Annotated in this window: 22 protein-coding genes, 1 tRNA gene and 1 pseudogene; 13 read left to right on the top strand and 11 right to left on the bottom strand. The window is 70.7% G+C overall.

The window, feature by feature from the left end; translation table 11 throughout:
- The first annotated feature begins 190 nt into the window (after window positions 1–190).
- The 6 genes from G3I77_RS25480 (at window position 191) to G3I77_RS25505 (ending at window position 7,212) form a co-directional block, all read left to right on the top strand.
- Window positions 191–964 carry an IclR family transcriptional regulator gene (locus tag G3I77_RS25480; RefSeq protein WP_248507455.1) on the top strand — a complete coding sequence of 258 codons (774 nt, stop codon included), beginning with the start codon at window positions 191–193 and terminating at the stop codon, window positions 962–964.
- Window positions 965–1,226: 262 nt separating this feature from the next.
- A complete protein-coding gene (locus G3I77_RS25485) occupies window positions 1,227–2,021 on the top strand; it encodes an MIP/aquaporin family protein (RefSeq protein WP_248507457.1) in 795 nt (264 codons plus the stop codon).
- An 85-nt stretch (window positions 2,022–2,106) separates the two neighbouring features.
- Window positions 2,107–3,645, top strand: coding sequence for a glycerol kinase GlpK (glpK, locus tag G3I77_RS25490; protein ID WP_248507459.1), 1,539 nt, complete (start codon window positions 2,107–2,109; stop codon window positions 3,643–3,645).
- An 8-nt stretch (window positions 3,646–3,653) separates the two neighbouring features.
- Window positions 3,654–5,270, top strand: coding sequence for a glycerol-3-phosphate dehydrogenase/oxidase (locus tag G3I77_RS25495; protein WP_248507462.1), 1,617 nt, complete (start codon window positions 3,654–3,656; stop codon window positions 5,268–5,270).
- 128 nt (window positions 5,271–5,398) lie between these two features.
- Complete coding sequence (locus tag G3I77_RS25500; protein WP_248507464.1) at window positions 5,399–6,070, top strand: FadR/GntR family transcriptional regulator; 672 nt, start codon at window positions 5,399–5,401, stop codon at window positions 6,068–6,070.
- 158 nt (window positions 6,071–6,228) lie between these two features.
- A complete protein-coding gene (locus tag G3I77_RS25505; protein ID WP_031141885.1) occupies window positions 6,229–7,212 on the top strand; it encodes a PAC2 family protein in 984 nt (327 codons plus the stop codon).
- A 65-nt stretch (window positions 7,213–7,277) separates the two neighbouring features.
- Here G3I77_RS25505 and mshC read toward each other — a convergent pair whose 3' ends face one another.
- The 4 genes from mshC to G3I77_RS25525 form a co-directional block, all read right to left on the bottom strand.
- Entirely contained in the window at window positions 7,278–8,507 is a 1,230-nt protein-coding gene (gene mshC, locus G3I77_RS25510) for a cysteine--1-D-myo-inosityl 2-amino-2-deoxy-alpha-D-glucopyranoside ligase (RefSeq protein WP_248507467.1), read from the bottom strand.
- Between the two features lie 94 nt (window positions 8,508–8,601).
- Entirely contained in the window at window positions 8,602–9,432 is an 831-nt protein-coding gene (locus tag G3I77_RS25515) for an SCO1664 family protein (protein WP_248507469.1), read from the bottom strand.
- A complete protein-coding gene (locus tag G3I77_RS25520) occupies window positions 9,396–9,983 on the bottom strand; it encodes a DUF3090 domain-containing protein (protein WP_248507471.1) in 588 nt (195 codons plus the stop codon). The genes G3I77_RS25515 and G3I77_RS25520 overlap by 37 nt, the downstream gene beginning before the upstream one ends.
- A 78-nt stretch (window positions 9,984–10,061) precedes the next feature.
- Window positions 10,062–10,748, bottom strand: a complete 687-nt coding sequence (locus G3I77_RS25525; RefSeq protein ID WP_248507473.1) for a histidine phosphatase family protein — start codon at window positions 10,746–10,748, stop codon at window positions 10,062–10,064.
- 61 nt (window positions 10,749–10,809) lie between these two features.
- On the opposite strand from G3I77_RS25525, the gene corA reads away from it, so the two are divergent.
- Window positions 10,810–11,805: a magnesium/cobalt transporter CorA gene (gene corA, locus G3I77_RS25530; RefSeq protein WP_248507475.1), complete on the top strand. Its 996-nt coding sequence runs from the start codon at window positions 10,810–10,812 to the stop codon at window positions 11,803–11,805.
- An 11-nt stretch (window positions 11,806–11,816) separates the two neighbouring features.
- Here the strand turns inward: corA and G3I77_RS25535 are convergent, their stop codons facing one another.
- On the bottom strand, window positions 11,817–12,605 hold the full coding sequence (locus tag G3I77_RS25535) for a ferritin-like domain-containing protein (protein WP_248507477.1): 789 nt from the start codon (window positions 12,603–12,605) through the stop codon (window positions 11,817–11,819).
- 262 nt (window positions 12,606–12,867) lie between these two features.
- A complete protein-coding gene (locus G3I77_RS25540) occupies window positions 12,868–13,923 on the bottom strand; it encodes an LLM class F420-dependent oxidoreductase (protein ID WP_248507479.1) in 1,056 nt (351 codons plus the stop codon).
- Window positions 13,924–14,132: 209 nt separating this feature from the next.
- Between G3I77_RS25540 and G3I77_RS25545 the strand changes: the two are divergent.
- From G3I77_RS25545 to G3I77_RS25555, 3 genes and pseudogenes are all read left to right on the top strand, one after another.
- Window positions 14,133–15,233 (top strand): annotated as a pseudogene (locus tag G3I77_RS25545) (polysaccharide lyase family 1 protein); the annotation flags it as partial.
- Between the two features lie 112 nt (window positions 15,234–15,345).
- On the top strand, window positions 15,346–16,332 hold the full coding sequence (locus G3I77_RS25550) for an aldo/keto reductase (RefSeq protein WP_248507482.1): 987 nt from the start codon (window positions 15,346–15,348) through the stop codon (window positions 16,330–16,332).
- A complete protein-coding gene (locus tag G3I77_RS25555) occupies window positions 16,329–18,581 on the top strand; it encodes an ATP-dependent RecD-like DNA helicase (protein WP_248507483.1) in 2,253 nt (750 codons plus the stop codon). The genes G3I77_RS25550 and G3I77_RS25555 overlap by 4 nt, the downstream gene beginning before the upstream one ends.
- 63 nt (window positions 18,582–18,644) lie before the next feature.
- Here G3I77_RS25555 and G3I77_RS25560 read toward each other — a convergent pair whose 3' ends face one another.
- Entirely contained in the window at window positions 18,645–19,343 is a 699-nt protein-coding gene (locus G3I77_RS25560) for a hypothetical protein (protein WP_248507484.1), read from the bottom strand.
- 47 nt (window positions 19,344–19,390) lie between these two features.
- Here G3I77_RS25560 and G3I77_RS25565 point away from each other — a divergent pair, with 47 nt between their 5' ends.
- On the top strand, window positions 19,391–19,579 hold the full coding sequence (locus G3I77_RS25565; protein WP_010045410.1) for a DUF5703 family protein: 189 nt from the start codon (window positions 19,391–19,393) through the stop codon (window positions 19,577–19,579).
- Between the two features lie 76 nt (window positions 19,580–19,655).
- Here G3I77_RS25565 and G3I77_RS25570 read toward each other — a convergent pair whose 3' ends face one another.
- From G3I77_RS25570 to G3I77_RS25580, 3 genes are all read right to left on the bottom strand, one after another.
- The gene (locus G3I77_RS25570) at window positions 19,656–20,534 is read right to left on the bottom strand and encodes a chaplin (protein ID WP_248507485.1); all 879 of its coding nucleotides are present in this window, start codon (window positions 20,532–20,534) and stop codon (window positions 19,656–19,658) included.
- 131 nt (window positions 20,535–20,665) lie between these two features.
- Complete coding sequence (chpH, locus tag G3I77_RS25575; protein WP_248507486.1) at window positions 20,666–20,899, bottom strand: chaplin ChpH; 234 nt, start codon at window positions 20,897–20,899, stop codon at window positions 20,666–20,668.
- A gap of 150 nt (window positions 20,900–21,049) precedes the next feature.
- A complete protein-coding gene (locus G3I77_RS25580) occupies window positions 21,050–22,375 on the bottom strand; it encodes a M20/M25/M40 family metallo-hydrolase (RefSeq protein WP_248507487.1) in 1,326 nt (441 codons plus the stop codon).
- Between the two features lie 195 nt (window positions 22,376–22,570).
- Here G3I77_RS25580 and G3I77_RS25585 point away from each other — a divergent pair.
- Together G3I77_RS25585 and G3I77_RS25590 are read left to right on the top strand one after the other, a co-directional pair.
- Window positions 22,571–22,655: transfer RNA gene (locus tag G3I77_RS25585), tRNA-Leu, on the top strand.
- A 225-nt stretch (window positions 22,656–22,880) separates the two neighbouring features.
- Window positions 22,881–23,081, top strand: coding sequence for a hypothetical protein (locus G3I77_RS25590; protein ID WP_142164887.1), 201 nt, complete (start codon window positions 22,881–22,883; stop codon window positions 23,079–23,081).
- 30 nt (window positions 23,082–23,111) lie between these two features.
- On the opposite strand, the gene G3I77_RS25595 is transcribed toward G3I77_RS25590, so the two are convergent.
- Window positions 23,112–26,825, bottom strand: a complete 3,714-nt coding sequence (locus G3I77_RS25595) for an AAA family ATPase (protein ID WP_248507488.1) — start codon at window positions 26,823–26,825, stop codon at window positions 23,112–23,114.
- Between the last annotated feature and the right edge of the window lie 5 nt (window positions 26,826–26,830).

The raw sequence follows: 26,830 nt of genomic DNA on the forward strand, positions 1-26,830 counted from the left end.
AGCGCGTCCACGGGACGGACTGCGAGGGCACCGGAACGGCCGCCCGGGCGACGCGGCGGCCCCCGGCGGAGTAACAAATGGCGACCGGCCATTAGCGAGAGGTCGGCATCGACCGGTAGTGTTCGACATTGCCGAACGAGGGCTGTGGTGCCGCTTGTCGGCGGTCGAAGGGGACGGAGGCAGTACGGCGATGGCACGGAACATCCAGTCGCTCGAACGGGCGGCCGCGATGCTGCGGCTGCTCGCGGGCGGCGAGCGGCGGCTCGGCCTGTCGGACATCGCCTCGTCGCTGGGCCTGGCCAAAGGCACCGCCCACGGCATACTGCGCACCCTCCAGCAGGAGGGCTTCGTGGAACAGGACGACACCTCCGGGCGCTACCAGCTGGGCGCGGAGCTGCTGCGCCTGGGCACCACCTACCTCGATGTGCACGAGCTGCGGGCGCGCGCCCTGGTGTGGGCCGACGACCTGGCCCGCTCCAGCGGCGAGAGCGTCTACCTCGGCGTCCTGCACCAGCAGGGCGTGCTGATCGTGCACCACGTCTTCCGGCCCGACGACAGCCGGCAGGTCCTGGAGATCGGGGCCATGCAGCCGCTGCACTCCACGGCCCTGGGCAAGGTGCTGTCCGCCTACGACCCGGTGGCGCACAGCGAGGCCCTGGAAGCCGACCGCAAGGCGTTCACCGACCGGACGGTGTGCGAGCCCGAGGATTTCGAGCACCTCCTCGACGTGACCCGCGCGCGGGGGTACGCGGCGGACGTCGAGGAGACCTGGGAGGGCGTGGCCTCGCTCGCCGCTCCCATCCACGACCGGCGGCGCATGCCGGTCGGCGCGGTCGGCATCACCGGCGCCGTGGAGCGGCTGTGCCGGTCCGACGAGGAGGGCGCGCTCCGGCCCGAGCTCATCGCGGCGGTCCGCGACTGCGCCCGCGCGGTCTCGCGGGACCTGGGCGCCGGGCGGTTCTGACGGCACACGAGCGGACCGGGGCGCCGTACGGCGTTCCGGTCCTCGGCATGTCCGCGCTCACCTGCGGCGAAGATCCTTCAGCCCGCGGCGATCAGTAACGATCGTGTTATCGACTACACAGCTCTTGACGTGCTCGTAACCCCGAAGCAAGACTCCCGTCCATCGGTCGACATTGTCGAACAGCTACCGGCAATACGCGCTAGAGTGTGACAACGCCAGGCCGGTATCGAACTTCCCTGGACGTAGGACAAAGGAGTCGCGGGTGTCCAGCTCCGACATCTTCATCGGCGAGACCATCGGTACCGCCATACTCATCCTCCTCGGCGGCGGCGTCTGTGCCGCCGTCACGCTGAAGGCTTCCAAGGCCCGCAACGCCGGCTGGCTCGCCATCACCTTCGGGTGGGGCTTCGCGGTGCTCACGGCCGTCTACACTGCGGCGCCGCTGTCCGGCGCCCATCTGAACCCGGCCGTCACCATCGCGATCGCGATCAAGGACGGCGACTGGAAGAACGTCCCGGTCTACTGGGCCGGACAGATCCTCGGCGCCATGATCGGCGCGGCCCTGGTCTGGGTCGCCTATTACGGCCAGTTCCACGCACACCTCACCGACCGCGAGATAGTCGGCGGTCCGGGTGCGCAGGACACGGCGGTCAAGGCCGTCGAGGCGCAGGAGAAGGGCGCCGGCCCCGTGCTGGGCGTCTTCTCCACCGGCCCCGAGATCCGGGTCGCCTGGCAGAACATCGCGACGGAGGTCATCGGCACCATCGTGCTGGTGCTCGCCGTGCTCACGCAGGGCCTGAACGACAAGGGCAACGGCCTGGGCACCCTGGGCGCCCTGATCACCGCGCTCGTCGTGGTCTCCATCGGCCTGTCCCTCGGCGGCCCGACGGGGTACGCGATCAACCCGGCCCGTGACCTCGGTCCGCGCATCGTGCACGCCCTGCTGCCGCTGCCCAACAAGGGCGGCTCCGACTGGGGCTACGCCTGGGTTCCGGTGGTCGGCCCGCTCCTCGGCGGGGCCATCGCCGCAGGCATCTACAACGTCGCGTTCGCCTAGGAGCGGCATTTCCCGCCGCTTCGCGAAACTCTCGGCACGCGCCGTACGTAAAGCCCCATAAACACGGAACTTCCAGGAGCACACAGTGACCGACGCGCACACCGCCGGCCCCTTCATCGCCGCCATCGACCAGGGCACCACCTCCAGCCGCTGCATCGTCTTCGACCGGGACGGCCGGATCGTCTCCGTCGACCAGAAGGAGCACGAGCAGATCTTCCCGAAGCCGGGCTGGGTCGAGCACAACGCCACGGAGATCTGGACCAACGTCCAGGAGGTCGTGGCCGGAGCGATCGCCAAGGCCGGCATCACCCGTGACGACATCAAGGCCATCGGCATCACCAACCAGCGCGAGACGACCGTGCTGTGGGACAAGAACACCGGTGAGCCCGTCCACAACGCCATCGTCTGGCAGGACACCCGCACCGACGCCCTCTGCCGCGAGCTCGGCCGCAACGTCGGCCAGGACCGCTTCCGCCGCGAGACGGGCCTGCCGCTGGCCTCCTACTTCGCCGGCCCGAAGGCCCGCTGGCTGCTCGACAACGTCGACGGCCTGAAGGAGCGCGCCGCGGCGGGCGACATCCTCTTCGGCACCATGGACACCTGGGTCATCTGGAACCTGACCGGTGGTGTCGACGGCGGCAAGCACGTCACGGACGTCACCAACGCCTCGCGCACGATGCTCATGAACCTGCACACCATGGAGTGGGACGACAAGATCTGCGAGTCGATCGGCGTCCCGAAGCAGATCCTGCCCGAGATCCGCTCCTCCGCCGAGGTCTACGGCGAGATCACCGGCGGAAAGCTGGGCGACCTGCTCGGTGGCATCCCGGTCGCCTCCGCGCTCGGCGACCAGCAGGCGGCCCTGTTCGGCCAGACCTGCTTCGCCGAGGGCGAGACCAAGTCGACCTACGGCACCGGCACCTTCATGGTGATGAACACCGGTGACAAGATCATCAACTCCTACAGCGGCCTGCTGACCACGGTCGGCTACAAGATCGGCGACCAGAGGACGGTCTACGCCCTGGAGGGCTCGATCGCGGTCACCGGTTCGCTGGTGCAGTGGATGCGCGACCAGATGGGCCTGATCTCCACCGCCGCGGAGATCGAGACCCTCGCCCTGTCGGTCGAGGACAACGGCGGCGCCTACTTCGTGCCGGCCTTCTCCGGCCTGTTCGCCCCGTACTGGCGCTCCGACGCCCGCGGTGTGATCGCCGGCCTGACCCGGTACGTCACCAAGGCGCACCTCGCGCGTGCCGTCCTGGAGGCCACCGCCTGGCAGACCCGCGAGATCGCCGACGCCATGACGAAGGACTCCGGCGTCGAGCTGGCCACCCTCAAGGTCGACGGCGGCATGACCTCCAACAATCTGCTGATGCAGACCCTCGCCGACTTCGTGGACGCCCCCGTGGTGCGCCCGATGGTCGCCGAGACCACCTGCCTCGGCGCCGCCTACGCCGCCGGTCTCGCCGTCGGCTTCTGGAACAGCACCGACGACCTGCGCGCCAACTGGCGCCGGGCCGCCGAGTGGACCCCCCGCATGGACGCGGAGACCCGCGCCCATGAGTACAAGAACTGGCTCAAGGCCGTCGAGCGGACCATGGGCTGGCTCGAGGACGAGGAGTAAGAAACAGCATGACCACCAAGTCCACCCTGCAGTCCGTGCCTGCCCTGGGGACGCACCCGGCCTCCGGCTCGAACCCGAGCCGAGCCGAGACCAGGGAGCAGCTCTCCAAGGCGTCGTACGACCTTCTCGTGATCGGCGGCGGCATCCTGGGCATCTCCACCGCCTGGCACGCCGCGCAGTCCGGCCTCAGGGTGGCTCTGGTGGACGCCGGCGACTTCGCCGGTGCCACGTCCTCCGCCTCCTCCAAGCTGCTCCACGGCGGTCTGCGCTACCTGCAGACCGGCGCGGTGAAGCTGGTGGCGGAGAACCACTTCGAGCGCCGTGCGGTCTCCCGCCAGGTGGCTCCCCACCTGGCGAACCCGCTCACGTTCTACCTCCCCGTGTACAAGGGCGGGCCGCACGGCGCGGCGAAGCTCGGCGCGGGCGTCTTCGCCTACTCCGCGCTCTCCGCGTTCGGTGACGGCGTCGGGCACCTGCTCTCGCCGGCCAAGGCCGCGCAGGACGTGCCCGAGCTGCGCACCGAGAACCTCAAGGCCGTGGCCGTCTACGGCGACGACCAGATGAACGACGCCCGCATGGCGCTGATGACGGTCCGCGGGGCCGCCGAGGCGGGTGCGGTCGTCCTCAACCACGCCGAGGTGACGGGCCTGCGCTTCACGCAGGGCCGCGTCACCGGCGCCGAGCTGAAGGACCGGCTGTCCGGCGACGAGTTCGGCGTCAGCGCCCGGCTCGTGCTGAACGCGACCGGCCCGTGGGTCGACCACCTGCGGAAGATGGAGGACCCGAACGCGGCGCCGTCCATCCGCCTGTCGAAGGGCGCGCACCTGGTCCTCAAGCGCACCTCCCCCTGGAAGGCCGCGCTCGCGACCCCGATCGACAAGTACCGCATCACCTTCGCCCTCCCCTGGGAGGACATGCTGCTGCTCGGCACCACCGACGAGGAGTTCGAGGGCGACCCGGCGGACGTCTCGGTCACCGACCAGGACATATCCCAGATCCTCGACGAGGCCGCCTTCTCGGTCCGCGACCAGCAGCTGAGCCGCGACCTCATCACCTACTCCTTCGCGGGCCTGCGGGTGCTGCCGGGCGGCCCCGGCGACACCTCCAAGGCCAAGCGGGAGACGGTCGTCACCGAGGGCCGGGGCGGCATGCTGTCCGTCGCGGGCGGCAAGTGGACCACCTTCCGGCACATCGGCCGTACGATCATGAAGAAGCTGGAGGCGCTGCCGGGCCACCCGCTGGGCGACGACTTCGAGCCGATCAGCGCGCTGCCGAAGAAGCTTCCGCTGCCCGGCATCGCCAACCCGCGTGCGGTCGCCCACCGGCTGCTCACCGACCGGCCGGCGCCCGGCCCGCGCATGGCGGCCGACACGGCCAGGCACCTGGCCACCCACTACGGCTCGCTGGCGTTCGACATCGCCCGGCTGGCCAACGAGAGCCCCGAGCTCGCCGAGCGCGTCCACCCCGACGCCCCGGAGATCTGGGCGCAGGTCGTCTGGGCCCGGGACCACGAGTGGGCCGAGACGCAGGACGACGTGCTGCGCCGCCGCACGACGCTGACGATCCGCGGCCTCGCCACGGACGACGTGCGGGCCAAGGTGCAGGACGTGCTCGACAAGAAGTAGGCACGGGTACGGATGACCCCGCTTCCGGAAGGGGCGGCTCCACGCCGACGGAGCCGCCCCTTCCGCGTTCCCGCGCACGCATAATGACCTGATACGTCGGAGGTTTTGAGCACACTGGGAGGCCTGCCATGGCAGTCACCGACGAGGCGATCGAGAAGATCAAGGGAATGATCGTCTCCGGCGCGCTGCGCCCGGGCGACCGGCTGCCCAAGGAGAGCGAACTCGCCGCCGACCTCGGGCTGTCCCGCAACTCCCTGCGGGAGGCCGTGCGTGCCCTGTCGCTGATCCGGATCCTGGACGTACGGCAGGGCGACGGCACCTACGTCACCAGCCTCGACCCGCAACTCCTGCTGGAGGCGATGAGTTTCGTCGTCGACTTCCACCGTGACGACACGGTCCTGGAGTTCCTGGCCGTACGCCGCATCCTGGAGCCGGCCGCGACCGCGATGGCGGCCGCGCGGATCAGCGAGCAGCAGCTGGACGCGCTGTCGGCCCAGCTGGACCAGCTCGGCGAGTCCCCGTCCGTGGAGGATCTCGTCGCCTGCGACCTGGAGTTCCACCGGGGCATCGTGCACAGCTCCGGCAACTCCGTGCTGTGCTCGCTGCTCGACGGTCTTTCGGGTCCCACCACCCGGGCCCGGATCTGGCGCGGCCTCACCCAGGAGGACGCCGTCGCCCGCACCCTGCGCGAGCACCGCGCGATCCTCGCCGCCCTGCGCGACCGGGACGCCGAGGCGGCCCGCTCGTGGGCGACCGTGCACATCGCGAGTGTGGAGCAGTGGCTGCGCTCCACGCTGTGACCAGGGCGTCACGGACTGCTCGGATGAATCCGGGGTGTTCAGGGGTGGATCGCGGGGCAGTGATGGGGTCACTCCCCCTGCAAGGGGGCTGCGGGCGCCCCCGCGGCACGCCGTAAGGTTGGGTGGTCAAGCGAGGGCACGTCGGAAGGAGGCGCTGGGTGATCGAGCTCGAGGGGGTTCCCGAGCTGATCGACCCGGTCATGGTGGCCGCGTTCGAGGGCTGGAACGATGCCGGCGACGCCGCCTCCACCGCGGTCGCGCATCTGGACAGGGAATGGAAGGGCGAGGTGTTCGCGGCGCTGGACGCCGAGGACTACTACGACTTCCAGGTGAACCGCCCCACGGTGTTCATGGAAGCGGGCGTCCGCAAGATCACCTGGCCCACGACCAGGCTGTCGGTGGTCCGGGTCGGAGGCGAGAAGCCGCGCGACCTCGTCCTCGTCCGGGGCATCGAACCGTCCATGCGGTGGCGGTCGTTCTGCAACGAACTGCTCGGCTTCGCGCACGAACTGGGCGTGGAGCTGGTGGTGGTCCTGGGCGCCCTGCTGGGCGATACCCCGCACACCCGTCCGGTGCCGATCAGCGGGACGACGTCCGACCCGGACCTGGCCCGCCGCATGGACCTGGAGGAGACCAAGTACGAGGGCCCCACGGGCATCGTCGGCGTTCTCCAGGAGGCGTGCACGCACGCGGGCGTGCCGGCCGTGTCCCTGTGGGCGGCGGTGCCGCACTACGTGTCGCAGCCGCCGAACCCGAAGGCCACGCTGGCCCTGCTGAACCGGCTGGAGGACCTGATCGACGTGCGGATCCCGCTGGGCGAGCTGCCCGAGGACGCCCGCGCCTGGCAGGTCGGCGTGGACCAGCTGGCCGCCGAGGACAGCGAGGTCGCCGAGTACGTCCAGTCGCTGGAGGAGGCCCGGGACACCGCCGAGCTGCCGGAGGCGTCCGGCGAGGCCATCGCCCGGGAGTTCGAGCGCTATCTGCGGCGCCACGACGGCGGCGGGCCGCCCGCGGCCGGCGGTCACGCCACGGCGGACGGCAGCGACAGCACGTCGTACCTGCGCGACAACCCCAGCGGCCGCACCCGCCCGCCGAAGCCGCCCAAGCCGGGCACGGACGACGACGAGTCGTCGGAGGACTGAGGCACCGCACGAACGCTTCAGGGGCGTCTCCCGGCCGGGAGACGCCCCTGAAGTCTGCTTCTCGGCTACAGCGCCACGCCCAGCAGCGCGTCCACCGCCCGGGAGACCACCCCGGGCGCGCCGATGTCCGTGCCGCCGCTCCGTTCCTGGAGCGCGACCCAGCGGTCGACCGCGCCGAGCGCGGCCGGGGCGTCCAGGTCGGCGGCGAGGGCCTCGCGGATCTCGTCGACGAGCGCCTCCGCAGGCGGCCCGTCGGGCCGGGACACGGCGGCCCGCCAGCGGCCGAGCCGTGCGACGGCGTCCTGGAGGACCTGGTCGGTCCACTCCCAGTCGGCACGGTAGTGGTGGGCGAGCAGCGCGAGCCGGATGGCGGCCGGGTCGACGCCGTCGTGCCGCAGCGTGGAGACGAAGACCAGATTGCCCTTGGACTTGGACATCTTCTCGCCGTTCAGGGCGACCATACCGGCGTGCACATACGCCTTGGCCATGGGGAACTCGCCGGTGAGCGCCTGGGCGTGCGAGGCGCCCATCTCGTGGTGCGGGAAGGCGAGGTCGGAGCCGCCGCCCTGGATGTCGAAGCCCATGCCGAGGTGGTCGAGGGCGATGGCCACACACTCGATGTGCCAGCCGGGCCGTCCGCGCCCGAGCGATGCGCCGTCCCAGCTGGGCTCGCCCTCACGGGCCGCCATCCACAGCATCGGGTCGAGCGGGTTCTTCTTGCCCGGGCGGTCCGGATCGCCGCCGCGCTCGGCGGACAGCAGCCGCATCGCCGCGGCGTCGAGGTTCGAGACCTTGCCGAAGTGCGGGTCGGACTCGACGGAGAAGTAGACGTCCCCCTCCAGTTCATAGGCCGCGCCGGCGTCCCGGAGCCGCTCGACGAGCGGAACGATCCCCGGTATGGCCTCGACGGCGCCTATGTACTGCCGCGGCGGCAGCATGCGCAGGGCCGTCATGTCCTCGCGGAAGAGGGCCGTCTCCTTCTCGGCGAGCGCGGCCCAGTCGAGGCCGTCGCGCTGCGCCCGCTCCAGGAGCGGATCGTCGACGTCGGTGACGTTCTGGACGTAGTGAACCTGCCGCTTGGTGTCGAGCCACACGCGCTGCACGAGGTCGAACGCGTTGTAGGTCGCCGCGTGTCCCAGGTGCGTGGCGTCGTACGGGGTGATGCCGCAGACGTAGAGACGGGCGACGGGACCGGGGTCGAGGGTGACCAGACCGCCGGTCGCGGTGTCGTGGATCCTCAGGTCGCGGCCCTGACCAGGCAGGGCGGGGACCTCGGAAGCGGGCCAGGCATGCATGCCTTGAGCCTAACCGGACTGAAGTTCCATATACGAATGGGAGCGGGCCGGACGGCCGAGAAGGCGCTCTTGCGGCAAGCCGGCGACTGTGCTGCTACACGGGCGGCCAGGGAATCGCCGGCCACTCCCCGCTCGGCTCCGGGTGGGTCCCCGAGGCGAGCAGCGCGCCGACTCGCGCGCGGGTGGCGTCGATCTCGGCGCCGGTGATCAGCGGTTCGAGCCGCGCGGCCAGCGTCCCGCCCTCGGCCAGGCCCTCCCTGAGGCCTTCGAGGACGTCGACGGCCTCCTGGGTCAGGGGCTCCCCGGCCCAGCCCCACAGCAGGGTCCGCAGTTTGTTCTCGGCGTTGAACGTGACCCCGTGGTCGATGCCGTACAGCCGTCCTTCGCCGGTGGGCAGCAGGTGCCCGCCCTTGCGGTCGGCGTTGTTGATGACCGCGTCGAGGACCGCGAGCCGCCGCAGCCGCTCGTCGTCGGCGTGCACGAGCAGCGCGGTGCGTCCCTCGCCGACCTCGGCGAAGCCGATCGCCTTCCAGCCCGGCTCGGGCTCCTCGCCGTCGACCAGGGCGAGCAGTTCCGCCTCCGGCGTCACCTCGACCCACAGCTGGCACATGCCCTCGCCGTAGGGGCCGTCGCGCAGCACGGTGGGCGGCACGAGGCCCCAGCCGGTCGCCTCGGAGACCTCGTGCGCGCCGACCTCGCGCTGGGCCAGCGTCCCGTCGGGGAAGTCCCACAGGGGCCGCTCCCCCGCGACCGGCTTGTAGATGCAGGCCGCGTCCTCGCCGTCGTACGACACCGTGCAGTACAGGGCCGCGTTGGAGGCCTCACGGATGCGTCCGCGTACGGTCAGTTCGCCCCGGGCGAGCAGCCCGGCGGCGTCCGTGGGAGGCGTCACGCTCCGCGGCGGTATCCGTTCTGGCGCGGACATACGTGTCCTTCCGGGTCGAGCGGGAGGCTGCACAGCGGGCACGGCGGCCGCCCGGCGTTGACGACGTCGAGTGCGCGCTTGGCGAAGGCCCTGGCCTGCGTGCCGGTGAGCCGGACCCGCAGCATCGGGGGCCCGTTCTCCTCGTCCTGGAGCAGCCGCTCCTCGGCCTCGGCGAGGTCCTCCTCGGATTCCGCGTCGAGCTCCACGAGCGCCTGCGCCTCGACGATCATGAGCTGCTCGTCGCCGTCCCAGGCGAGCGCCATGGTGCCGACCCGGAACTCCTCCTCGATGGGGGTGTCCAGCGGGGCGGTGTCGGTGTCCGACGGCGCGACGGCCGGGACATGGGCGCTGCCGCCGCTACGGCGTACGACCTCGTCGAGCAGTTCGTCCATGCGTTCGGCGAGCGCGGCGACCTGGGTCTTCTCCAGGGCCACACTGGTCACCCGGGAGCCGGCGGAGGCCTGGAGGAAGAACGAACGGCGCCCGGGCAGTCCGACCGTACCGGCCACGAAACGCTCCGGATGGTCGTAGAGGAACACCTGACGGGACACGTCCTGTCTCCATTGAAATCGTGGGAACCGTGTGACCACGGCACTGCTGCGACCGCTTCACCCTACTGCGGCGAACGATCACGGTGCGCCCGCACCACCCCCGACTTCGGCCTCGCCGCCCGGCGGTTCCTCGCGCGGCGCCAGGGACGTGAAGTCGCCGGTGTCGCCGAGCCGGACGAGAAACGGCCGCAGTCGTGTGTAGCGGATCGCGGTGATGGAACACGGTTCAACGGAAATCCGCTGGAAGAGGTCCAGGTGAAGTCCGAGTGCGTCCGCGATGAGCGACTTGATGATGTCGCCGTGCGAGCACATGAGATAGACGGCGTCGGCGCCGTGGTCGCGCTCCACGCGCGCGTTCCACTCGCGTACGGCCTCGGCCGCGCGCGTCTGCATGGCCCGCATGGACTCCCCGCCGGGGAACGCCGCCGCGGAGGGGTGCGACTGCACCACCTCCATCAGGGGCTCGTCCTTGAGCTCGGCGAGCTTGCGTCCGGACCAGTCGCCGTAGTGGCACTCGCCGATGCGCTCGTCGGTGTGCGCGCTCAGCTCCGGCCTTGCCTCCAGCAGGGGGCGCATCGTTTCCTGACAGCGCTGGAGGGGGCTGGTGACGATCTCGGCGAGGGGCAGTTCGGCGAGCCGTCCGGGCAGCGCGGCGGCCTGCGCGGCGCCGCGCTCGTCGAGGGCGACACCGGGCGTCCAGCCGGCGAGCAGTCCCTCGGTGTTGGCGGTGGAGCGTCCGTGCCTGACCAGGATCAACGTGGGCATGCGGTCCAGCGTAGGCGCACGCGCGCGTGCGGTGTCGTTCGAGTGACGGGAGACTCGCTTCGTGATCGTCGACTGTGCCATCTACCGCGACGGACAGCGGACGGAAGGGCCCGGGGACCTCTCCGACGCCCTGGGTGAAGCCCGCACCGCGGGCGGATTCGTGTGGATCGGGCTGCACGAGCCGACCGAAGACGAATTCGACCATGTGACCCGGGAGTTCGGGCTGCACCCGCTGGCCGTCGAGGACGCCCTCAAGGCCCACCAGCGGCCCAAGCTGGAGGTGTACGACGACTCGCTCTTCGTGGTGCTCAAGCCGGTGGCGTACGAGCCGCAGAGCGACACCGTCTCCTCCGGCGAGATCATGATCTTCCTCGGCGACTCGTTCGTGGTGACCGTCCGGCATGGCGAGGGCGCCCCGCTCAAGGCCGTACGCCACCGGCTGGAGCACGAGCCGGAGCTGCTGGGCAAAGGTCCCACGTCCGTGCTGTACGCGGTCGCCGACGCCACCGTCGACCACTACCTGGACGTGGCGACCGAGTTGCAGACCGACCTGGAGGGGCTGGAGGCGGAGGTCTTCTCGCCGGACGGCGGGGGCTCACGGAACACGGCGTCCCGCATCTACGACTTCAAGCGGCAGGTCCTGGAGTTCCGCCGGGCGACCGGGCCGCTGGCCCCGCCGATGAGCCGGCTGGCGGGCACGGCGTCGACCGGCGTGGCCGTTCCGTTCGTGGACGACCGGGCCCGGCCCTTCTTCCGCGACGTCAGCGACCACCTCACACGCGTGAACGAGTCCGTGGAGAACCTGGACCGGCTGGTGTCGGACATCCTCTCGGCGCATCTGGCGCAGATGAGCGTCCGGCAGAACGACGACATGCGGAAGATCTCCGCGTGGGCCGCCATGGCCGCGATCCCCACGATGCTGGCGGGGATCTACGGCATGAACTTCGAGCACATGCCCGAGCTGCGGTGGAGCTGGTCCTATCCGGCGCTGATCGCCCTGATGGCCGTCCTGGAGATGATGGTCTTCCGGCTGTTCAAGCGCCGGGGCTGGCTGTAGGGCGGGTCGGCTCAGGCGAACTCGGGTTCCGGGGTCGCGGGGCCGCCGAGGGCGTTGCGGCGCTCGGGCGTCGTCAGCGACACCATCCGGCGCCACCCGACGGTGCGTTCATAGGCGTACGCCGCGTGGATGCCCGCCGCGAGCACCGCAGACTTCGCCCTGGACCAGCCGAGGATGCGGCCCATGTGTGCCATGACCGCGAGGCTGACGTCCCGGTAGATCCGGATCTCGGCGAGCGCGCACTCGCGCAGGGTGCGCTGGATGGCCCGGCCGTGGCCCGCGTAGGCGAAGCGCAGCAGTTCCTCGTGGCAGTAGGCGAGGTGGTTGTCCTCGTCGTTGGAGATCTGCTTGACCGCGCGGCCGATGCCGGGGTGGTCGGCGAAGTGCTTGCGGAGCAGGACCATCTGATCGGTGGCGCGCTGCTCGGTGACCCTGCTGTGCGAGAGGTAGGTGACGATGTCCTGGACCGTGAGCCGCTCGTCGCGCTTCAGCTTCTCGTGGGCGAGACCGATGCCGTTCTTCTCCAGGAGCATGGTGTAGTCGGTCTCCGGCGGGACCGGGACGGGGTCGAGGCCGCGCTTCTTCATCAGGGCGTCGAAGATCCGGCCGTGCTTGTCCTCGTCGGCGCCGTGCCGGCTGATCTTGGGGGCGAGTTCGCGCTCGGACTCGGGCACGAGCGCGGCGATACGGGCGTTCTCCCAGCCGCCCTGGGACTCGCCGCTCGCGGCGATGGAGCAGAACAGGGCGAAGGACTCGTCGTTGTCGAGGATCTCCTGGAACAGACTCTTGGCCGAAAGCATCGTGGGCACCTCTCCCGCGCGCGTGGGCGTCCTGCGGTATTCCGCAGGTTTCCGCGAAGAACGAGTCAAGTGCGGGACGGAGGGTGCTGCAACAGGTGTGAGGGACAACTCCGCCGAATGGAGGACGCGGGGGGAGGCATGCCGGGCCGGGCGAGGGCGCTGTGCCGTAACCGCCGGCGGCCCTGCGCGTTGTTCTGCGTGACGGCCGTGGCGGGGAAGACCCCCGAGCCCCCACCACGGCCGCTGAAAACTCCCGGTCGGTTCAGGCGAGCCCGGCGCGCTCCAGGGCCTCCGTGCCGGCCCTCAGGGACGCGAGCCGCTCGTCGAGCGTGAAGCCCGCCGGGGCGAGGGACAGGGTGGTGACTCCGGCCGCGGCGTAGGCCTTCATCCGGTCCGCGATCCGGTCCACGGAGCCGAGCAGGGTCGTCTTGTCGATGAGGTCGTGCGGCACGGCGGCCGCGGCGCCCTGCTTGTCGCCGGAGAGGTACTTGGTCTGGATCTCGGCGGCTTCCTTCTCGTAGCCCATGCGCTGGGCGAGCTGGTTGTAGAAGTTCTGCTTGGGGCTGCCCATGCCGCCGACGTACAGCGCGGTGTAGGGGCGGAAGGTGTCGGCCAGCGTGGTCACGTCCTTGTCGTCGCCGACGGCGAGCGGCAGGGTCGGGCAGACGTCGAACCCGTCGAGGGTCTTGCCGGCCTTCTCGCGCCCGGCGCGCAGGTGCTTGATCGTCGTGTCCTCGAGGTGCTCGGCGGACGGGAAGATCAGCAGGGCGCCGTCGGCGATCTCGCCGGTCTGCTCGAGGTTCTTCGGGCCGATCGCGGCGATGTACAGCGGGATGTGCTCGCGCTGCGGGTGCACGGTCAGCTTGATCGGCTTGCCCGGGCCGCCGGGCAGCGGCAGGGTCCAGTGCCGGCCCTCGTAGCTCAGGCGCTCGCGGGTCATGGCCTTGCGGACGATCTCGACGTACTCGCGGGTGCGGGCGAGCGGCTTGTCGAACTTGACGCCGTACCAGCCCTCGGAGACCTGCGGGCCGGAGACGCCGAGGCCGAGGCGGAAGCGGCCGCCGGAGAGGGAGTCGAGGGTGGCGGCGGTCATCGCCGTCATCGCGGGCTGGCGGGCCGGGATCTGGAAGATGGCGGAGCCGACGTCGATGCGCTCGGTCTGGGCGGCGACCCAGCTCAGCACGGTGGCGGCGTCGGACCCGTAGGCCTCGGCGGCCCAGCAGACGGCGTATCCGAGCCGGTCGGCCTCCTGGGCGACGGCCAGATTGTCCGCGTCCATTCCGGCACCCCAGTAGCCGAGGTTGATACCGAGCTGCATGCCGCATCCCCTTACTGATCAGTAACGTTCCTTGTGCGGAGACCTTAGCGCGGAGGCCCTGGCGAGGTACACGGCCGCAGCCGTCCCGTGGTTTAGATGAGTGAACAGAAATCATGGACGCGACCATTGACGCGTCCACGGCAAGTTCGTACCTTTCGCTGGAAAGCGCTTTCCATCACCACCTTCCGAGGACGAACGGAGAGGCAAGGATGAAGCGAGCACTCCCTCTGGGACTCCCCGCGGCACTGGCCACGATGGCCCTCGCCGTCGCGACCGGCACGCTCGTGTCGATGCCCGAGGCGTCGGCCGCGACCGGCAGCGCCACCGGCTACGCGACCCAGAACGGCGGCACCACCGGCGGCGCCGGCGGTCAGACGGTCCGGGCGACGACGGGAACGGCGATCCATCAGGCCCTGTGCGGCCGGGCGAGCACGAGCACCCCGATCACCATCGAGGTCACGGGAACCGTCAACCACGCCAACACCAAGAAGGTGTCGGGGGACAGCTGCGACACCGCCGACGGCGTGATCGAGCTCAAGAAGGTCAGCAACGTGACCATCATCGGAGTCGGCAGCGGCGCCCTCTTCGATCAACTGGGCATCCACATCCGCGAATCGAAGAACATCATCATCCAGAACGTCACCGTCCGGAACGTCAAGAAGTCGGGCTCCCCCACGTCCAACGGCGGGGACGCCATCGGCATCGAGCGCAACGTCCGCAACGTCTGGATCGATCACACCACCCTGGAGGCATCGGGCGGCGAGTCGGAGGGCTTCGACGGCCTGTTCGACCTCAAGGACAACACCCAGTACGTGACCCTGTCCTACAGCGTGCTGCGCAACTCCGGGCGGGGCGGTCTGGTCGGGAACAGCGAGAGCGACCGGACGAACGGCTACATCACGTACCACCACAACCGGTACGAGAACATCGACTCCCGCGCCCCACTGCTGCGCGGCGGCATCGCACACATCTACAACAACCACTACGTGCGCCTCAACGAGTCCGGCATCAACTCCCGGGCCGGCGCCCGCGCCAAGGTGGACAACAACTACTTCGAGGACTCCAAGGACGTCCTCGGCACCTTCTACACCGACGAGGCCGGCTACTGGCAGGTCGGCGGCAACGTCTTCGACAACGTGACCTGGTCCAGCCCCGGCAGCGAGAACCATCCGGCGGGCCCCGACCCGAAGTCGAACACCACCGTGAGCATCCCGTACGCGTTCAGTCCGGACGCCGCCAACTGCGTGCCGGACGTCGTCAACCGAACCGCGGGCGCCAACAAGGGCCTTCAGGTGTCGGACGGCAGGTGCTAGCCCAGGGCTCCGGGCACCATCGGATCGGGGCACCTCATGGTCCCGCCCCCGGAAATCCGTGGTCCACAGCCACCCACACCGTAGGTTCTGGCCAGTAATCTCGGCGTTCATGGAGCAGAGGCATCTCGGCCGCACCGGCCTTCGTGTGTCCCGGATCGGTCTCGGCACCCTGACCTGGGGTCGGGACACGGACGAGCACGACGCCGCGGACCTCATGAAGACGTTCTGGGAAGCGGGCGGGACCCTCGTCGACACCGCGGACGTCTACGGCGACGGTGAGGCCGAGTACCTGCTGGGCAAGCTCATGGACGGCCTGGTGCCCCGCCGCGACCTGGTCATCTCGACCAAGGCCGGCAGCGTGCCGGACCCCGACCGCCGCTTCGACGGCTCCCGCGGCCATCTGCTCTCCGCGCTGGACGGCTCGCTGTCCCGGCTCGGCACCGACCACGTCGACCTGTGGCATGTGCACGCGTTCGACCCGGACACCCCGCTGGAGGAGACCCTCCAGGCTCTCGACCTGGCGGTCTCCAGCGGGCGTGCCCGCTATGCCGCCGTCTCCAACTTCTGCGGCTGGCAGCTGGCCAAGGCCGCGACCTGGCAGCTGGCGGCCCCCGGCACCCGGACCCGGCTGGCAGGTACACAGCTCGAGTACTCCCTGCTCCAGCGCGGTGTCGAGCGCGAGGTGCTGCCGGCCGCGCTGGACCTGGGCATAGGCCTGCTCCCGTCCTCGCCGCTCGGGCGCGGGGTGCTGACGGGCAAGTACCGGGGCGACACGATGCCGCCGGACTCACGCGGGGCCTCGGAGCACCTCGCGCCCTTCGTCGCGCCGTACCTCGACGACACCGCGAGCCGCATCGTGGACGCCGTGGCAACCGCGGCCGACGGGCTGGCGGTGACGCCGCTCCAGGTGGCCCTGGCGTGGGTCCGCGACCGGCCCGGCGTGGCCGCCCCGATCGTCGGCGCGCGCAACGCGCAGCAGCTCACGGCGGCATTGTCAGTGGAGACCCTTAGTCTTCCTGACGAGATCTGCCGGGCGCTCGACGATGTGTCGGCGCCCGTGCACCGCTATCCCGATCACGACTGGAGCACGCTGTGAGCACGGAGCCCGAGACCACGGAGGACACCGAGCCGGGGACGCCGGGCGCCGAGAGCACACCGGCCGGCGGGGCCGGGGCCGGCGGTGGTGAGGCCGGCACCGAGCAGGTGGCCGACGAGGCCGAGGGAGGTGACGCGGGAGTCGGGCAGGTGTCCGAGGCGGAGAGCGCTGAAGCGGACGCCGGGCAGGTGTCCGAGGCCGAGGCCGAGTTGCGGGCCCAGCAGGCCGAGCGGGAGCGCATCGAGCAGCGCAAGGCCGAGAAGAAGACGCCCATCGAGGCGGGCGCCAAGCTGAGCGGCAAGGCCGCCGATCTGCTGGCGGCCGTACGGGCCGTGGAGAGCGGCGAGAAGCCTGCGGCCACGGTGTTCGAAGAGCCCCGGCCCGCCCCCCGGCGCTCCGCCCCGGAACCGGAACGGCGGCCCCAGCCGGTGGCGCCCGAGCCTCTCGCCGCGCCGGCGGCTCCCGCGCCGGCGGCGGTTCAGGCCGTGCGGCAGGTGCTCGGCGAAGGCGGTGCCCCGGAGGTGCTCGCGCAGCAGGTCGCCGGGACTCTCGGCGAGGGCGCGGCCGACCAGTTGCGCGCCGACCCCTGGCAGTTGCTGCGGATCCCCGGCGTGCGTCCCGAGCAGGCCGACGGTTTCGCGCGGGCCCTGCTCGGCGCCGAGTGCGGCCCGGACGACGAGCGGCGGGGCCGGGCCGTCACCGGCTGGCTCCTGGAGCAGGCGGCGCTGGCCGGGCACACCGCCCTGGAGATGCCGGCGCTCCTCGCGGCCCTGGCCCAGCGGGGCGTTCCCGATCCCGACAGTGCCGTGCAGGACGCGATCGCGGAGGGTGAGGCGCTCGTCTTCCAGGACGCCCTGGAGGAGCAGGCCGGTGCCCCGGCCCGGACCGACGAGGACGACACGGAGGGGGACGAGGAGCGTCCGGTCCGTGTCCTGGTCGGGCTGGAACGCTATGCGCTGGCGGAGGAGAGCCTGGCCGACGGTCTGGCCCGGCTGGTCAACTCGGTGCCCAAGCAGGACGGTTCGGCCGAGGACTGGGAGCGGGTCGCCGCCGCGGTCCAGGGATCGACGGCGGACCTGATCCGCGCCGTCGCCGGTCAGGGGCTGGTGCTGCACACCGGCGGGGAGGCGTCCCTGGCCGAGCCTGCGGCCCTGCTGAACGCCGCGCGGTCCCTCGGGCTGCGGGCCTGGGCGGCCGCGCACGGCCCGATCGGCCGCAACCGTTTCGCGGCTCTGGTGCGGCGGTCCGGCCCGGCGGCGGACGTCTCCGAGCGAGCCGACGAGACACCCGCGGGCTTTCCCGTCGCCACCGTCTCCGGGCTGCTCGCCGGCCTCGAAGGTCCGGGCCGGGACGCGGACGGGGCTCTCGATCTCGATCTGCTCGTCGTGCTCGACGCGCCCCAGCTGGATGTCGAGACGGCGGCTCTGCTGACGGAGTCGCTGCCCGACGGGGCGCGGCTGGTACTGGCGGGGGATCCGGCGGTGCTGTGGTCCGTGGGGCCGGGTCGGGTGTTCGCGGATCTGCTCGCGGCGCGGATCTGCCCCCAAGTGGCCTCGCGGCGGCCGGATCCGGGGCCGCTGGGCGAGCTGGTCTCCGGTATCGGCATCGGCGAGCTGAACCAGGTCGAGGCCCCCGGCAAGGAGGTCGTGATCGTGCCGGTGCGGGACGCGGGCGAGGCCGTGCACCGGACGGTGCAGCTCGTCGTGGACTCGGTGCCGCGGGCGATCGGTGTACCGGCCGAGGAGACACAGGTGATCACCCCCGGGCACGGCGGGGCCGTCGGGACGCGAGCGCTCAACGCGGCGCTGAAGGAACGGCTCAATCCCGGCCCGGGCCGCTTCGGCGGCTTCGACCCCGGTGACCGGATCGTCTACTCCCCCGTCCCGGGGCGGGCGCTGCCCGGTCGTGTGGTGACGGCGGACGCCGAGGGGCTGCACCTGTCGTGCGAGGGCGAGGCCGTCGTCGTGCCGAAGGAGCGAGTGGAGCAGTCCGTGCGACCCGGGTGGGCGCTGACCGCACACCAGGCCGTGGGGGGCCGGTGGCCGGCGGTGGTCGTGGTGCTGCCCGGCGATGCGGCGCAGGCGCTGAGCCGACCGTGGGTGTACACGGCGTTCGGGCGGGCCGACCGGCATCTGTCGGTGGTGCACGGGGTGGAACAGGCGCTGCCCCGAGCCGTGGCCGAGGTTGCCGCGAAGCCGCGGACGACCCGGCTTCCGGTGCTGCTCGCGCCGCAGATCAGCGGCACGTGACGGGGGTGGTGGTCACAGGCCCGGGCCTGTGACCACCACCCCCGTGGCCGCCCGCGTGTGAGCTCAGCGGCGGTCCGCGTCCAGCGGCTCCAGATCCTCGTCCTCGTCCAGGTCGCTGTCGAGATCGTCCCCGTCTTCGTCCTCGTCGTCGACGTCGTCGATCTCGTCGTCGAAGACGGCACTGACGTCGAAGCGGCAGACCACCTGCTGCGGATCGACCTGCTCGAACGGCGCCTCCAGCCACTCGCCGGGGTCGGCCGGTTCGTCCGCCGCCGTCACCCAGAGCGTGGAGTCGCCCTCCTCCAGCCCGAACTCCTTGTGCCGGGAAGCGATCTCGTCGGGCTCGAACTCGCCGAACAGCAGCCCGAGCGCGCCGTGCACCGTCCCGGAGGCAGAGGCGCCGTCATCGCCCTCCGCCGCCTCGATCCGCTGTGCGTGCGCCAGCAGGCGCTGCGGTTCGACGACGGCGTAGTCGCGGCGGATCAGTACGCTCAGCGCGTTCGGTTCCTCGGGGCCCGTGTACGGCGGCAGCGCGTCCTCCGCACCAGGGATCTCGAAGGGCGTGACCTCGTCGTAGCGGTCGTAGAGCAGTTCGTCGTACACCTCTGCGGCCGCGGCCAGCTGGTTGAACGCCTCGAACACGGCCGGGTCGTCCTCCCCCGACCTGCGTTCGACCGCGGCCAGGTGGCGGTCGAGCGCGGTCTTGACCGCCTCGGCGGCGGCGCGTACCTCGGCAGCGGTGGGCTGCGCAGCATCAGACATAGTGCAGACGCTATCCGTACCAGGCCCCAGCCCGCACAATAGATGCGATGCCGGAATACGAATTTGTCGACGTGTACGTACCGCGCGGGGTCTCCCGCAAGGAAACGGCACGTCTGCTGACGGACCACGCGGAGTACGGACACTGGGAGTTGCACCGTCTGAGCCTGCTGCGCGACGGCAGCCGCAAGGTGCGGTTGCGTCGGCGGATCATCCGCCAGGTGCGGGCTACGTGGTGAGCTGAGACGGCGCACTGGGAGAAGGCACACACGGGAGCGGGCCCCGCATCGGCGGGGCCCGCTCCGTTTGCGGGTGTCAGGCCGAGGCGCGCGCCCTGCGGTAGAGGATCGCGCCCGCGAGCAGCGCGCCCGCGCCGGCCGGGAGGACGAGGCCGAGCGGCAGGTCGCTGCCGGTGCTGGCGAGCTGCGACTCGCCCTTGGGCTGGGTGACGAACTGGCCGCCCGGCTGGTTGCCGTGCGAGGAGCCGCCCGGGTTCTCGCCGCCGGTGGAGGGCGGGGTGCCCGGGGTGGGGTGACCGGGATCGCCGGGCTCGCCGGGGTGACCAGGGTTGCCGGGGTCACCAGGGTTTCCAGGGTCCCCCGGGTTTCCAGGGTCCCCCGGGTTTCCAGGGTCCCCGGGGTTGCCGGGGTTGCCGGGGTTCCCCGGATTGCCAGGGTTCCCCGGATTGCCGGGGCCGCCCGGATAACCCGGGGTCTCGTGGCCGCCGCCCGGCGTGGTGCCGTGGTGGCCGCCGCCCCCGTTCGCGCAGTCGTTGCCCGTGCTGGGGTTGCCGACGCCGATGACGTCGACGCTGTTGCCGCAGACGTTCACCGGCACGTGGACCGGCGCCTGGACGTGGTTGCCCGAGCCGACACCGGGCGAGTCGGTGGCGTGCCCGCCCGCGTGCGAGCCGCCGCCGTGTTCGCCGTATCCCCCCGACGACGATCCACCGCCCTTGTTGGCGCACGAGTTGCCCACCGACGGGTTGAGCACACCGACGACGTTGACCGTGTTCCCGCACACGTTGACCGGCGCGTACACCGGCGCCTGCACCGAGTTCCCGGACAGTACGCCGGGCGAGCCCGACGCCGAGCTCTGGGCGCCCGAGTCGGCGTGAGCGGAGCCGCCCGCGGCGGCGATCACGCCGGTCGCGGCCGCCACGGTCATCAGACCCTTGCGGGTGACCTGTCGCATTTACTGAATACCTGCCTTCGACCCTGTCTCGAATTCTTCTCGAATTCCCCGAAAGAAGCGTTCGGTCCCGGCGCGCATGGCACGCACTCCGGGACCGATGGCTTTGTACTCCCCTCAGTGAGGGGAAAGCATCAATTGTTGATGCAGGTGTTGCCGAAGGCGGGGTTCAGCAGCCCGATCACGGAGACCGTGTTGCCGCAGACGTTCACCGGGACGTGAACGGGCACCTGGACAACGTTGCCGGACAGGACGCCCGGGGAGTGCACGGCGGCACCCTGAGCACCCGAATCGGCGACGGCGAGACCCGCGCTCGCGAGAACCAGCCCACCGGTGGCAGCCGCAGCAGCGACGACCTTCTTGATCATTATTCCTCCTAGTTGGCAAAGCGACCCATCTTGCGATCGCATTACCTGTAACGAGGAGGGAGTAATGAGGCTACGAGCTTATGGTCGCATTCACTCTTCCCAGTCGGTTCCGTACGCGCGACCGAATACCAGCGTTTCGCAGGGCTGGTTTCAGGACGCGTCGATGAAGCGGTCGAGCACGCGCACGCCGAACTGCAGGCCCTCCACCGGCACACGCTCGTCCACGCCGTGGAACATGCCGGCGAAGTCCAGCTCCGGCGGCAGCTTCAGCGGCACGAAGCCGAAGCCGCGGATGCCCAGGTCGTCGAAGGACTTGGCGTCCGTCCCGCCGGAGAGCATGTAGGGGATCGCCTTGGCGGTCGGGTCCTCGGCCAGCAGCGCGGACTGCATCGCCGCCACGAGCGCCCCGTCGAAGGTGGTCTCGACGGCCTTGTCGGCGTGAACGTCCTCGCGCCGCACCTTCGGGCCGAGGATCCGGTCGAGGTCGGTGAGGAACTCCTCCTCGTGTCCGGGCAGGAACCGTCCGTCGACGTGAGCGGTCGCCTCGCCCGGAATGACGTTGACCTTGTAACCGGCACCGAGCTGCGTGGGGTTGGCCGTGTTGCTCAGGGTCGCGCCGATGAGCTTGGCGATGCCGCCGAGCTTCTCGAGGGTCGGCTCCATGTCCTCCGGGTCGAGCTCGGTGCCGAGCGCGTCACCGAGCTCGTCGAGGAAGGCACGGGTGGTCTTGGTGACCCGCACCGGGAACTTGTGCCGCCCCAGGCGCGCGACGGCCTCGGACAGCTCGGTGATCGCGTTGTCCCGGTGGATCATCGACCCGTGCCCGGCCGTGCCGGCCACGGTGAGCTTCATCCAGTGCATGCCCTTCTCGGCCGTCTGGATCAGATAGAGCCGCCGCTGCTCGCTCACGGTGAACGAGAATCCGCCCACCTCACTGATCGCCTCGGTGACGCCCTCGAACAGGTCGGGGTGGTTGCGCACGAGGTGCTTGGCGCCGTACGTGCCGCCGGCCTCCTCGTCCGCGAGGAACGCGAGGACGATGTCGCGCGGGGGCTTGCGCCCGCTGCGCAGCCGGTCGCGGACGACCGCGAGGGTCATCGCGTCCATGTCCTTCATGTCGACGGCCCCGCGGCCCCACACGCAGCCGTCGGCGACCTCGCCGGAGAAGGGGTGGTGGGTCCAGTCGTCCGCGTTGGCCGGCACGACGTCGGTGTGGCCGTGGATGAGGAGCGCGGGCCGGGAGGGGTCCTCGCCCTCGATCCGGGCCACCGTGGAGGCGCGGCCCGGGTGGGACTCGAAGATCTGCGGCTCGAGCCCGACCTCGGCGAGCTTCTCGGCGACGTACTCGGCCGCCTTGCGCTCGCCCGGACCCGAGTGGTCGCCGTAGTTGCTGGTGTCGATCTGGATCAGCTCGCGGCAGAGGTCCACGACCTCGTCCTCGCCGGTGACGCTCCTGGCCGTGTCCGTCTCGCTCACGTGCTTCCTCCCGGTGTCACTGCTGGTGGGTCCCCCTCATCCTCCCTCTCCCCGGCGCGCACCCCAAGAGCGCTCCCGGCCCGTCACACGCCGTTCACGCCCCGCCGGGGTGCGGACGGGGGTGATCGGCCACCCCGGAAAGCCTGGTAATGTTTACGTCGTCGCCGCGGGGAGAACCCGCGCGACAGACACCTTGTCCGGGTGGCGGAATGGCAGACGCGCTAGCTTGAGGTGCTAGTGCCCTTTATCGGGCGTGGGGGTTCAAGTCCCCCCTCGGACACATGAAACTGAGGGCCGTGACCGCGAGGTCACGGCCCTCAGCTGTTGTCCCCCGTCGCCGAGGCGTGGCGTCCGGCGTTCGGGACGGTTCGGCGAACCGGTGCCGGGCATCCTTCCCACCTGCGGTTTTGCGTCCGGCTTCGGAGCAGTTCGGGGTTCGGCCACCCGGGGACCGCGCGGAGTCACGGTGATGTCACCAACCAGTCGCGGAATCCGGGAGGACGGCATGCGGAAGATCATCACCTTGAGGAGCGCGGTCATCATGGGCGTGGCGGTGGCCACCGGCGCGGCCGCGGGCGGAGCGGTGGAGGCCGTGGCCGGGATCGGGGAGGCGGGGCCCGTGGTGACCGGAGCGGTGGCGCTCTGGTTCGCGGAGAAGCTGGACCGGATCATCGGCGACGACAGCGGCGAGGAGTCCCAGGGCTGAGAACCGGCCGGAGCGCCGAGGGGGTGCCCGTCAGGGGTGCGCTGCTCGGCGCTCCGCGTCCAGTCGGACGGTCAGTGACGAACCGAGATAGTCGGCCTCGAAGGGCAGCAGGCGGCGCCGGAGGTCGGGTCTGAGGCCCCGCAGACCCCGTTCCGCGTACTGGCGGCACCAGGAGCCCAGGTCGAGAGCCACCGCGAGTTTGAGGAGCCTGAGCAGGGCGACGTCCCTCGTCTCCTCCTCGGCCGCGTGGATCAGGAGGTGGAAGAAGGCCTCGATGAGCGGCCGGGTGATGCCCGCCTCGTTCGTCCGACGCTTCTGCCAGTCCCCGTGGAGAAGCTGCTCCTCCACAGCAAGGAGATCCAGCGAGGAGCCGTCCGCTCCCAGGAGCGTCGCGATACGGCCGACCAGTCCCTTGCTCCGCGTCCGGTCGAGTAGGCGGCAACTGATCACCAGCAGGGAGATCCGAGTCCTGTCGAAGGCGTCGCCCTCGTGCTGACCGGCGCAGATGATGCCGCGCCGCGTCAGTTCCTGGACGATCTCGTCCACGGTGTCGGTCGGCAACGATTCACTCTCCGTCGCCAGCCGCCGGCTGACCAGGTCCACCATGCGCGTACCGGGTTCACCACCCACTGCCCCGAGCACGGACATGCACGTCTCGTAGCGGGCGAGCACATCCTGGTGCGGAGCGGGCGGGCAGATCAGGAGGGCGATCAAGGCATGAGCCGCTGAGACATGGCGTCCGTGGCCGTCGAGGGCGAAGCTCGACGTGAGAGAGGTGAGTTCGTCGAACACGGGCAGCGCGGGCTCGACGAGACGTTCGGCGTCCCGGTCGTGCAGCGGGCGCGTGCGGCGCAGCGCACTCAGCGGTTCGTCGTCCTTCACCAGCGGCATGTCCACCCCCAGCAGCCACGACATGTTGTGCGCTGCCGGGTCGGCATCGTGCTGCCCCAGCCGGAGAACGATGTCCGGGGGCCCGTCGCGCTCCCTGGCCCTCGACACCGGCATCGTGCCCACGGCGCTGACGAAGGCGTCCCAGGAGGCCTGGGACAGCTGGGACTTCCAGAGCGTCGCGTGAGTGCGCCAGACCTCCGCTGGGAGCCCATCGCCGGTGACCAGCTCGGAGAACCTCAGGAGCCGGCCGGCGGCCAGAGCCACCAGCAGCAGGTTGGCGCTGTAGCAGGCGTGGCGGAAGGTGACCGGTGTCGGGCCCATCGTGTAGCCGGTGTCGCTGCCGGGCGGCAGTGCGTGTGTGGCCGTCGGAAAGAGATGGGCGACCGGGTCGGTGCCGGGCAGCAGGTCGCCGAGGTAGTCGATGATCTGGGCCCGGTCGGTGAGCGGCGTGAACGACAACAGGGCGAACAGCAGTCCGTCGTGCGGCCCTTGATCGGGGCAGTGCCGCAGCGTGAGGGCGATCTTGCGGGCCACGAGGTACTCGCCGAACGTGGCGTGCAGGAACTCGTACCAGATACGGTCCTCGGCGCCCTCGAATGTCGCCTTGGCTTCGTGAATGAAGAAGAAGAACTCCCCGAAGAGGAGTCGTGTGGGTCTGCGGGTCCGCCTGCGACCAGGGGCGCGCAGGAAGGCCAGGTCGTGATCGGCCTCCTCGGCGGTCGCTCCCTGGCTGCCCCGGTTGAACATGCCGACGGCTATCACGGAGAGAAGATCGAGTTCTTCCTCGACCCTCTCCTCCACGGCTTCGGGGCGCATTTTGCAGTGGTGCTTGCGAATCTGCCGACGGACGAACAGGGTGAGCAGGCGTTCGTAGAGGGTGGTGACCCTGCTCATCGGCGCCGCCGGTTCGGCATCCCCTTCGTCGCGCATGGCGTAGTAGAGCGTCAGCATGAGCAGCAGCAGTGGCTGGGGCGCCAGATCGGGGTGGAGGGAGCCCAGGTCACGGGGGAGCGGGGGGATGCCGCGGCCCGCGTTGAGGGTGTTCCAGACGTCCGACCAGCGGGCGATGCGGGCTGCGTCGAACGGCTCCAGACGGATGATGACGGTCTCGTCCGGGATCTTGGCCTGGTCGGCGACCACGGTGCGGCTGGTGACCACGGCGGCCACCGGGAGTCCGGCTTCGGCCGACCTCTCCTGGAAGTCGGCGATCTCCTCGAGGTAGTACCAGTGGTCGGCCCCGCCTGCCTGGAGGAGTTCATCGAAGCCGTCGAAAATCAGGACGGGCAGCACACCTGCGCTGGAGGAGGTGACGGTGTCCCAGGTGATGTCCTTGTGTGTGACGTGGCGCAGGGCCTGAGCGATCTGGTCGAGGATCTCGGCGTCGGCCGTCACGTTGCGCAGTTCGATCCTGATGGGCAGGTAGTCGGTGGGAGGGAGGCGCGCGGCCAGCAGACGGGTGAGCAGCGACTTGCCCGCGCCCGGGTCGCCCAGGATGAGCAGCGGCCGGTTGACCGTGGGGAACCCGCTGAAGTGCCCGGCCAGGAAGCCCTGAATCTCCTGCCTCAGCGGTCTGGTGCTCCACCAGGCTTCGACGTGGGGTCTGCTGTCGGAGTGGTGGACGGCCGTCCGGAAGGCCGGATTCACGTATCCCCTGGACAGCGACGGGACGCGGGGGACGAAGTTCGACCGGCCCTGGTGCGCTTCGCTGATCGGTGAGACGGGGTGGCTGAGCGCACTGCGGTGGATCTCTGACAGCCGGGCGGACCAGGCCGGCGCCGGTACCTGTCGGGCCAGGGCCTTCAGCAGCGTTTCCAGGCCGTCGAGTCCTCTCTTCTGGGTGTGCAGATCGCGGTACAGCTCCTGGAGCCGGTCGCGTGCCTCACCGTCGACACAGGCACCGAGTGCCCCCGCCGCGTCCGAGCCGTCCTGCATCCCCGCCCAGACGAACAACTCCGGGCATTCGGCCGCCAGTTCCGCCAGTCGGCTCTCGTAGATCGAGGCGCAGCGGACGGTCTCCTGTCGGGTCGGCGGCTGTCCCCTCAGACCCGCCCAAACCCTGGCGTAGTGGTCGACGACACGGCCGTGATGGTCGTCGTAGCGGGTGTTGGCGACCGGCAGCGGTGCGGCGGCGAAGGTACCGTCGTCCAGACCGTTCTCGAAGACGAGGTCAAGGTCGATGGTGACGCCGGGGGCGAGGACGGCGTCCAGCAGGGGGCCCTTGACGCACCCCTCGATCACCACGATCGTGTGCGCGGCATGCAACAGGCGGATGCGGTGGGGGTGGCAGGCGCGGCGCACTCTGCGTCCGAGGCCTGCCATCAGGCCTCGGGTGAGGTCATCGAACTGGTCCCGGAAGGCGGACAGCCCCTCCGCGGATTCCAGGAGGCCCACTCCCAGGGCCTGCATCTCACCCCGTAATTCACCATTCCGTCCGGCGAGCACCTCGGCCGCACCGTAGGGCATCGCCGGATCCCATTCGTCACCCAGCCCGACGGCGTACTCCTCGAAGCGCTCCGCCTCGTAAGCGTCCTGGCAGACCGGACAGCCCGCCTGCTCTCCGGGATCCTTGCGTTCGCGGCCGGAGCGCCCTTTCAGGGCCCGCTGTGCGTCGAGTTCGCGCGCCAGCTCGTCGAGTCGCCGTCGCCAGTAGGCGAGGGACCCACCGCAAGCGGTCACGACGGCTCGTACGACATCCCAGTCGGGAGCCTTCGCCCGCTTGCCGTTCAGCAACTCGGAGAGGGCCGACGCGCTCAGGTCGAGCCGGTCACAGAGTTCCTGCCGGCTGATGCCGCTTCTGGTGACCTCCTCCTTCAGCGGGCGCCAGAAGGCAGCCACCGGGTCGCTGCCCGCCACGTCGC

The sequence above is a fragment of the Streptomyces sp. D2-8 genome, from assembly GCF_023184515.1.
In the GTDB taxonomy this organism is placed as follows: domain Bacteria; phylum Actinomycetota; class Actinomycetes; order Streptomycetales; family Streptomycetaceae; genus Streptomyces.

Bases quoted from the DNA above. Each gene is read 5' to 3' on its own strand.
- G3I77_RS25480 (WP_248507455.1), top strand. From the start codon at position 191: ATGGCACGGAACATCCAGTCGCTCGAACGGGCGGCCGCGATGCTGCGG.
- G3I77_RS25525 (WP_248507473.1), bottom strand. From the start codon at position 10,748: ATGCCCACGTTGATCCTGGTCAGGCACGGACGCTCCACCGCCAACACC.
- G3I77_RS25590 (WP_142164887.1), top strand. From the start codon at position 22,881: ATGCGGAAGATCATCACCTTGAGGAGCGCGGTCATCATGGGCGTGGCG.
- G3I77_RS25570 (WP_248507485.1), bottom strand. From the start codon at position 20,534: ATGCGACAGGTCACCCGCAAGGGTCTGATGACCGTGGCGGCCGCGACC.
- G3I77_RS25540 (WP_248507479.1), bottom strand. From the start codon at position 13,923: ATGCAGCTCGGTATCAACCTCGGCTACTGGGGTGCCGGAATGGACGCG.
- mshC (WP_248507467.1), bottom strand. From the start codon at position 8,507: ATGCATGCCTGGCCCGCTTCCGAGGTCCCCGCCCTGCCTGGTCAGGGC.
- G3I77_RS25515 (WP_248507469.1), bottom strand. From the start codon at position 9,432: ATGTCCGCGCCAGAACGGATACCGCCGCGGAGCGTGACGCCTCCCACG.
- chpH (WP_248507486.1), bottom strand. From the start codon at position 20,899: ATGATCAAGAAGGTCGTCGCTGCTGCGGCTGCCACCGGTGGGCTGGTT.
- G3I77_RS25560 (WP_248507484.1), bottom strand. From the start codon at position 19,343: ATGTCTGATGCTGCGCAGCCCACCGCTGCCGAGGTACGCGCCGCCGCC.
- G3I77_RS25500 (WP_248507464.1), top strand. From the start codon at position 5,399: ATGGCAGTCACCGACGAGGCGATCGAGAAGATCAAGGGAATGATCGTC.
- G3I77_RS25495 (WP_248507462.1), top strand. From the start codon at position 3,654: ATGACCACCAAGTCCACCCTGCAGTCCGTGCCTGCCCTGGGGACGCAC.
- G3I77_RS25550 (WP_248507482.1), top strand. From the start codon at position 15,346: ATGGAGCAGAGGCATCTCGGCCGCACCGGCCTTCGTGTGTCCCGGATC.
- G3I77_RS25535 (WP_248507477.1), bottom strand. From the start codon at position 12,605: ATGCTTTCGGCCAAGAGTCTGTTCCAGGAGATCCTCGACAACGACGAG.
- G3I77_RS25565 (WP_010045410.1), top strand. From the start codon at position 19,391: ATGCCGGAATACGAATTTGTCGACGTGTACGTACCGCGCGGGGTCTCC.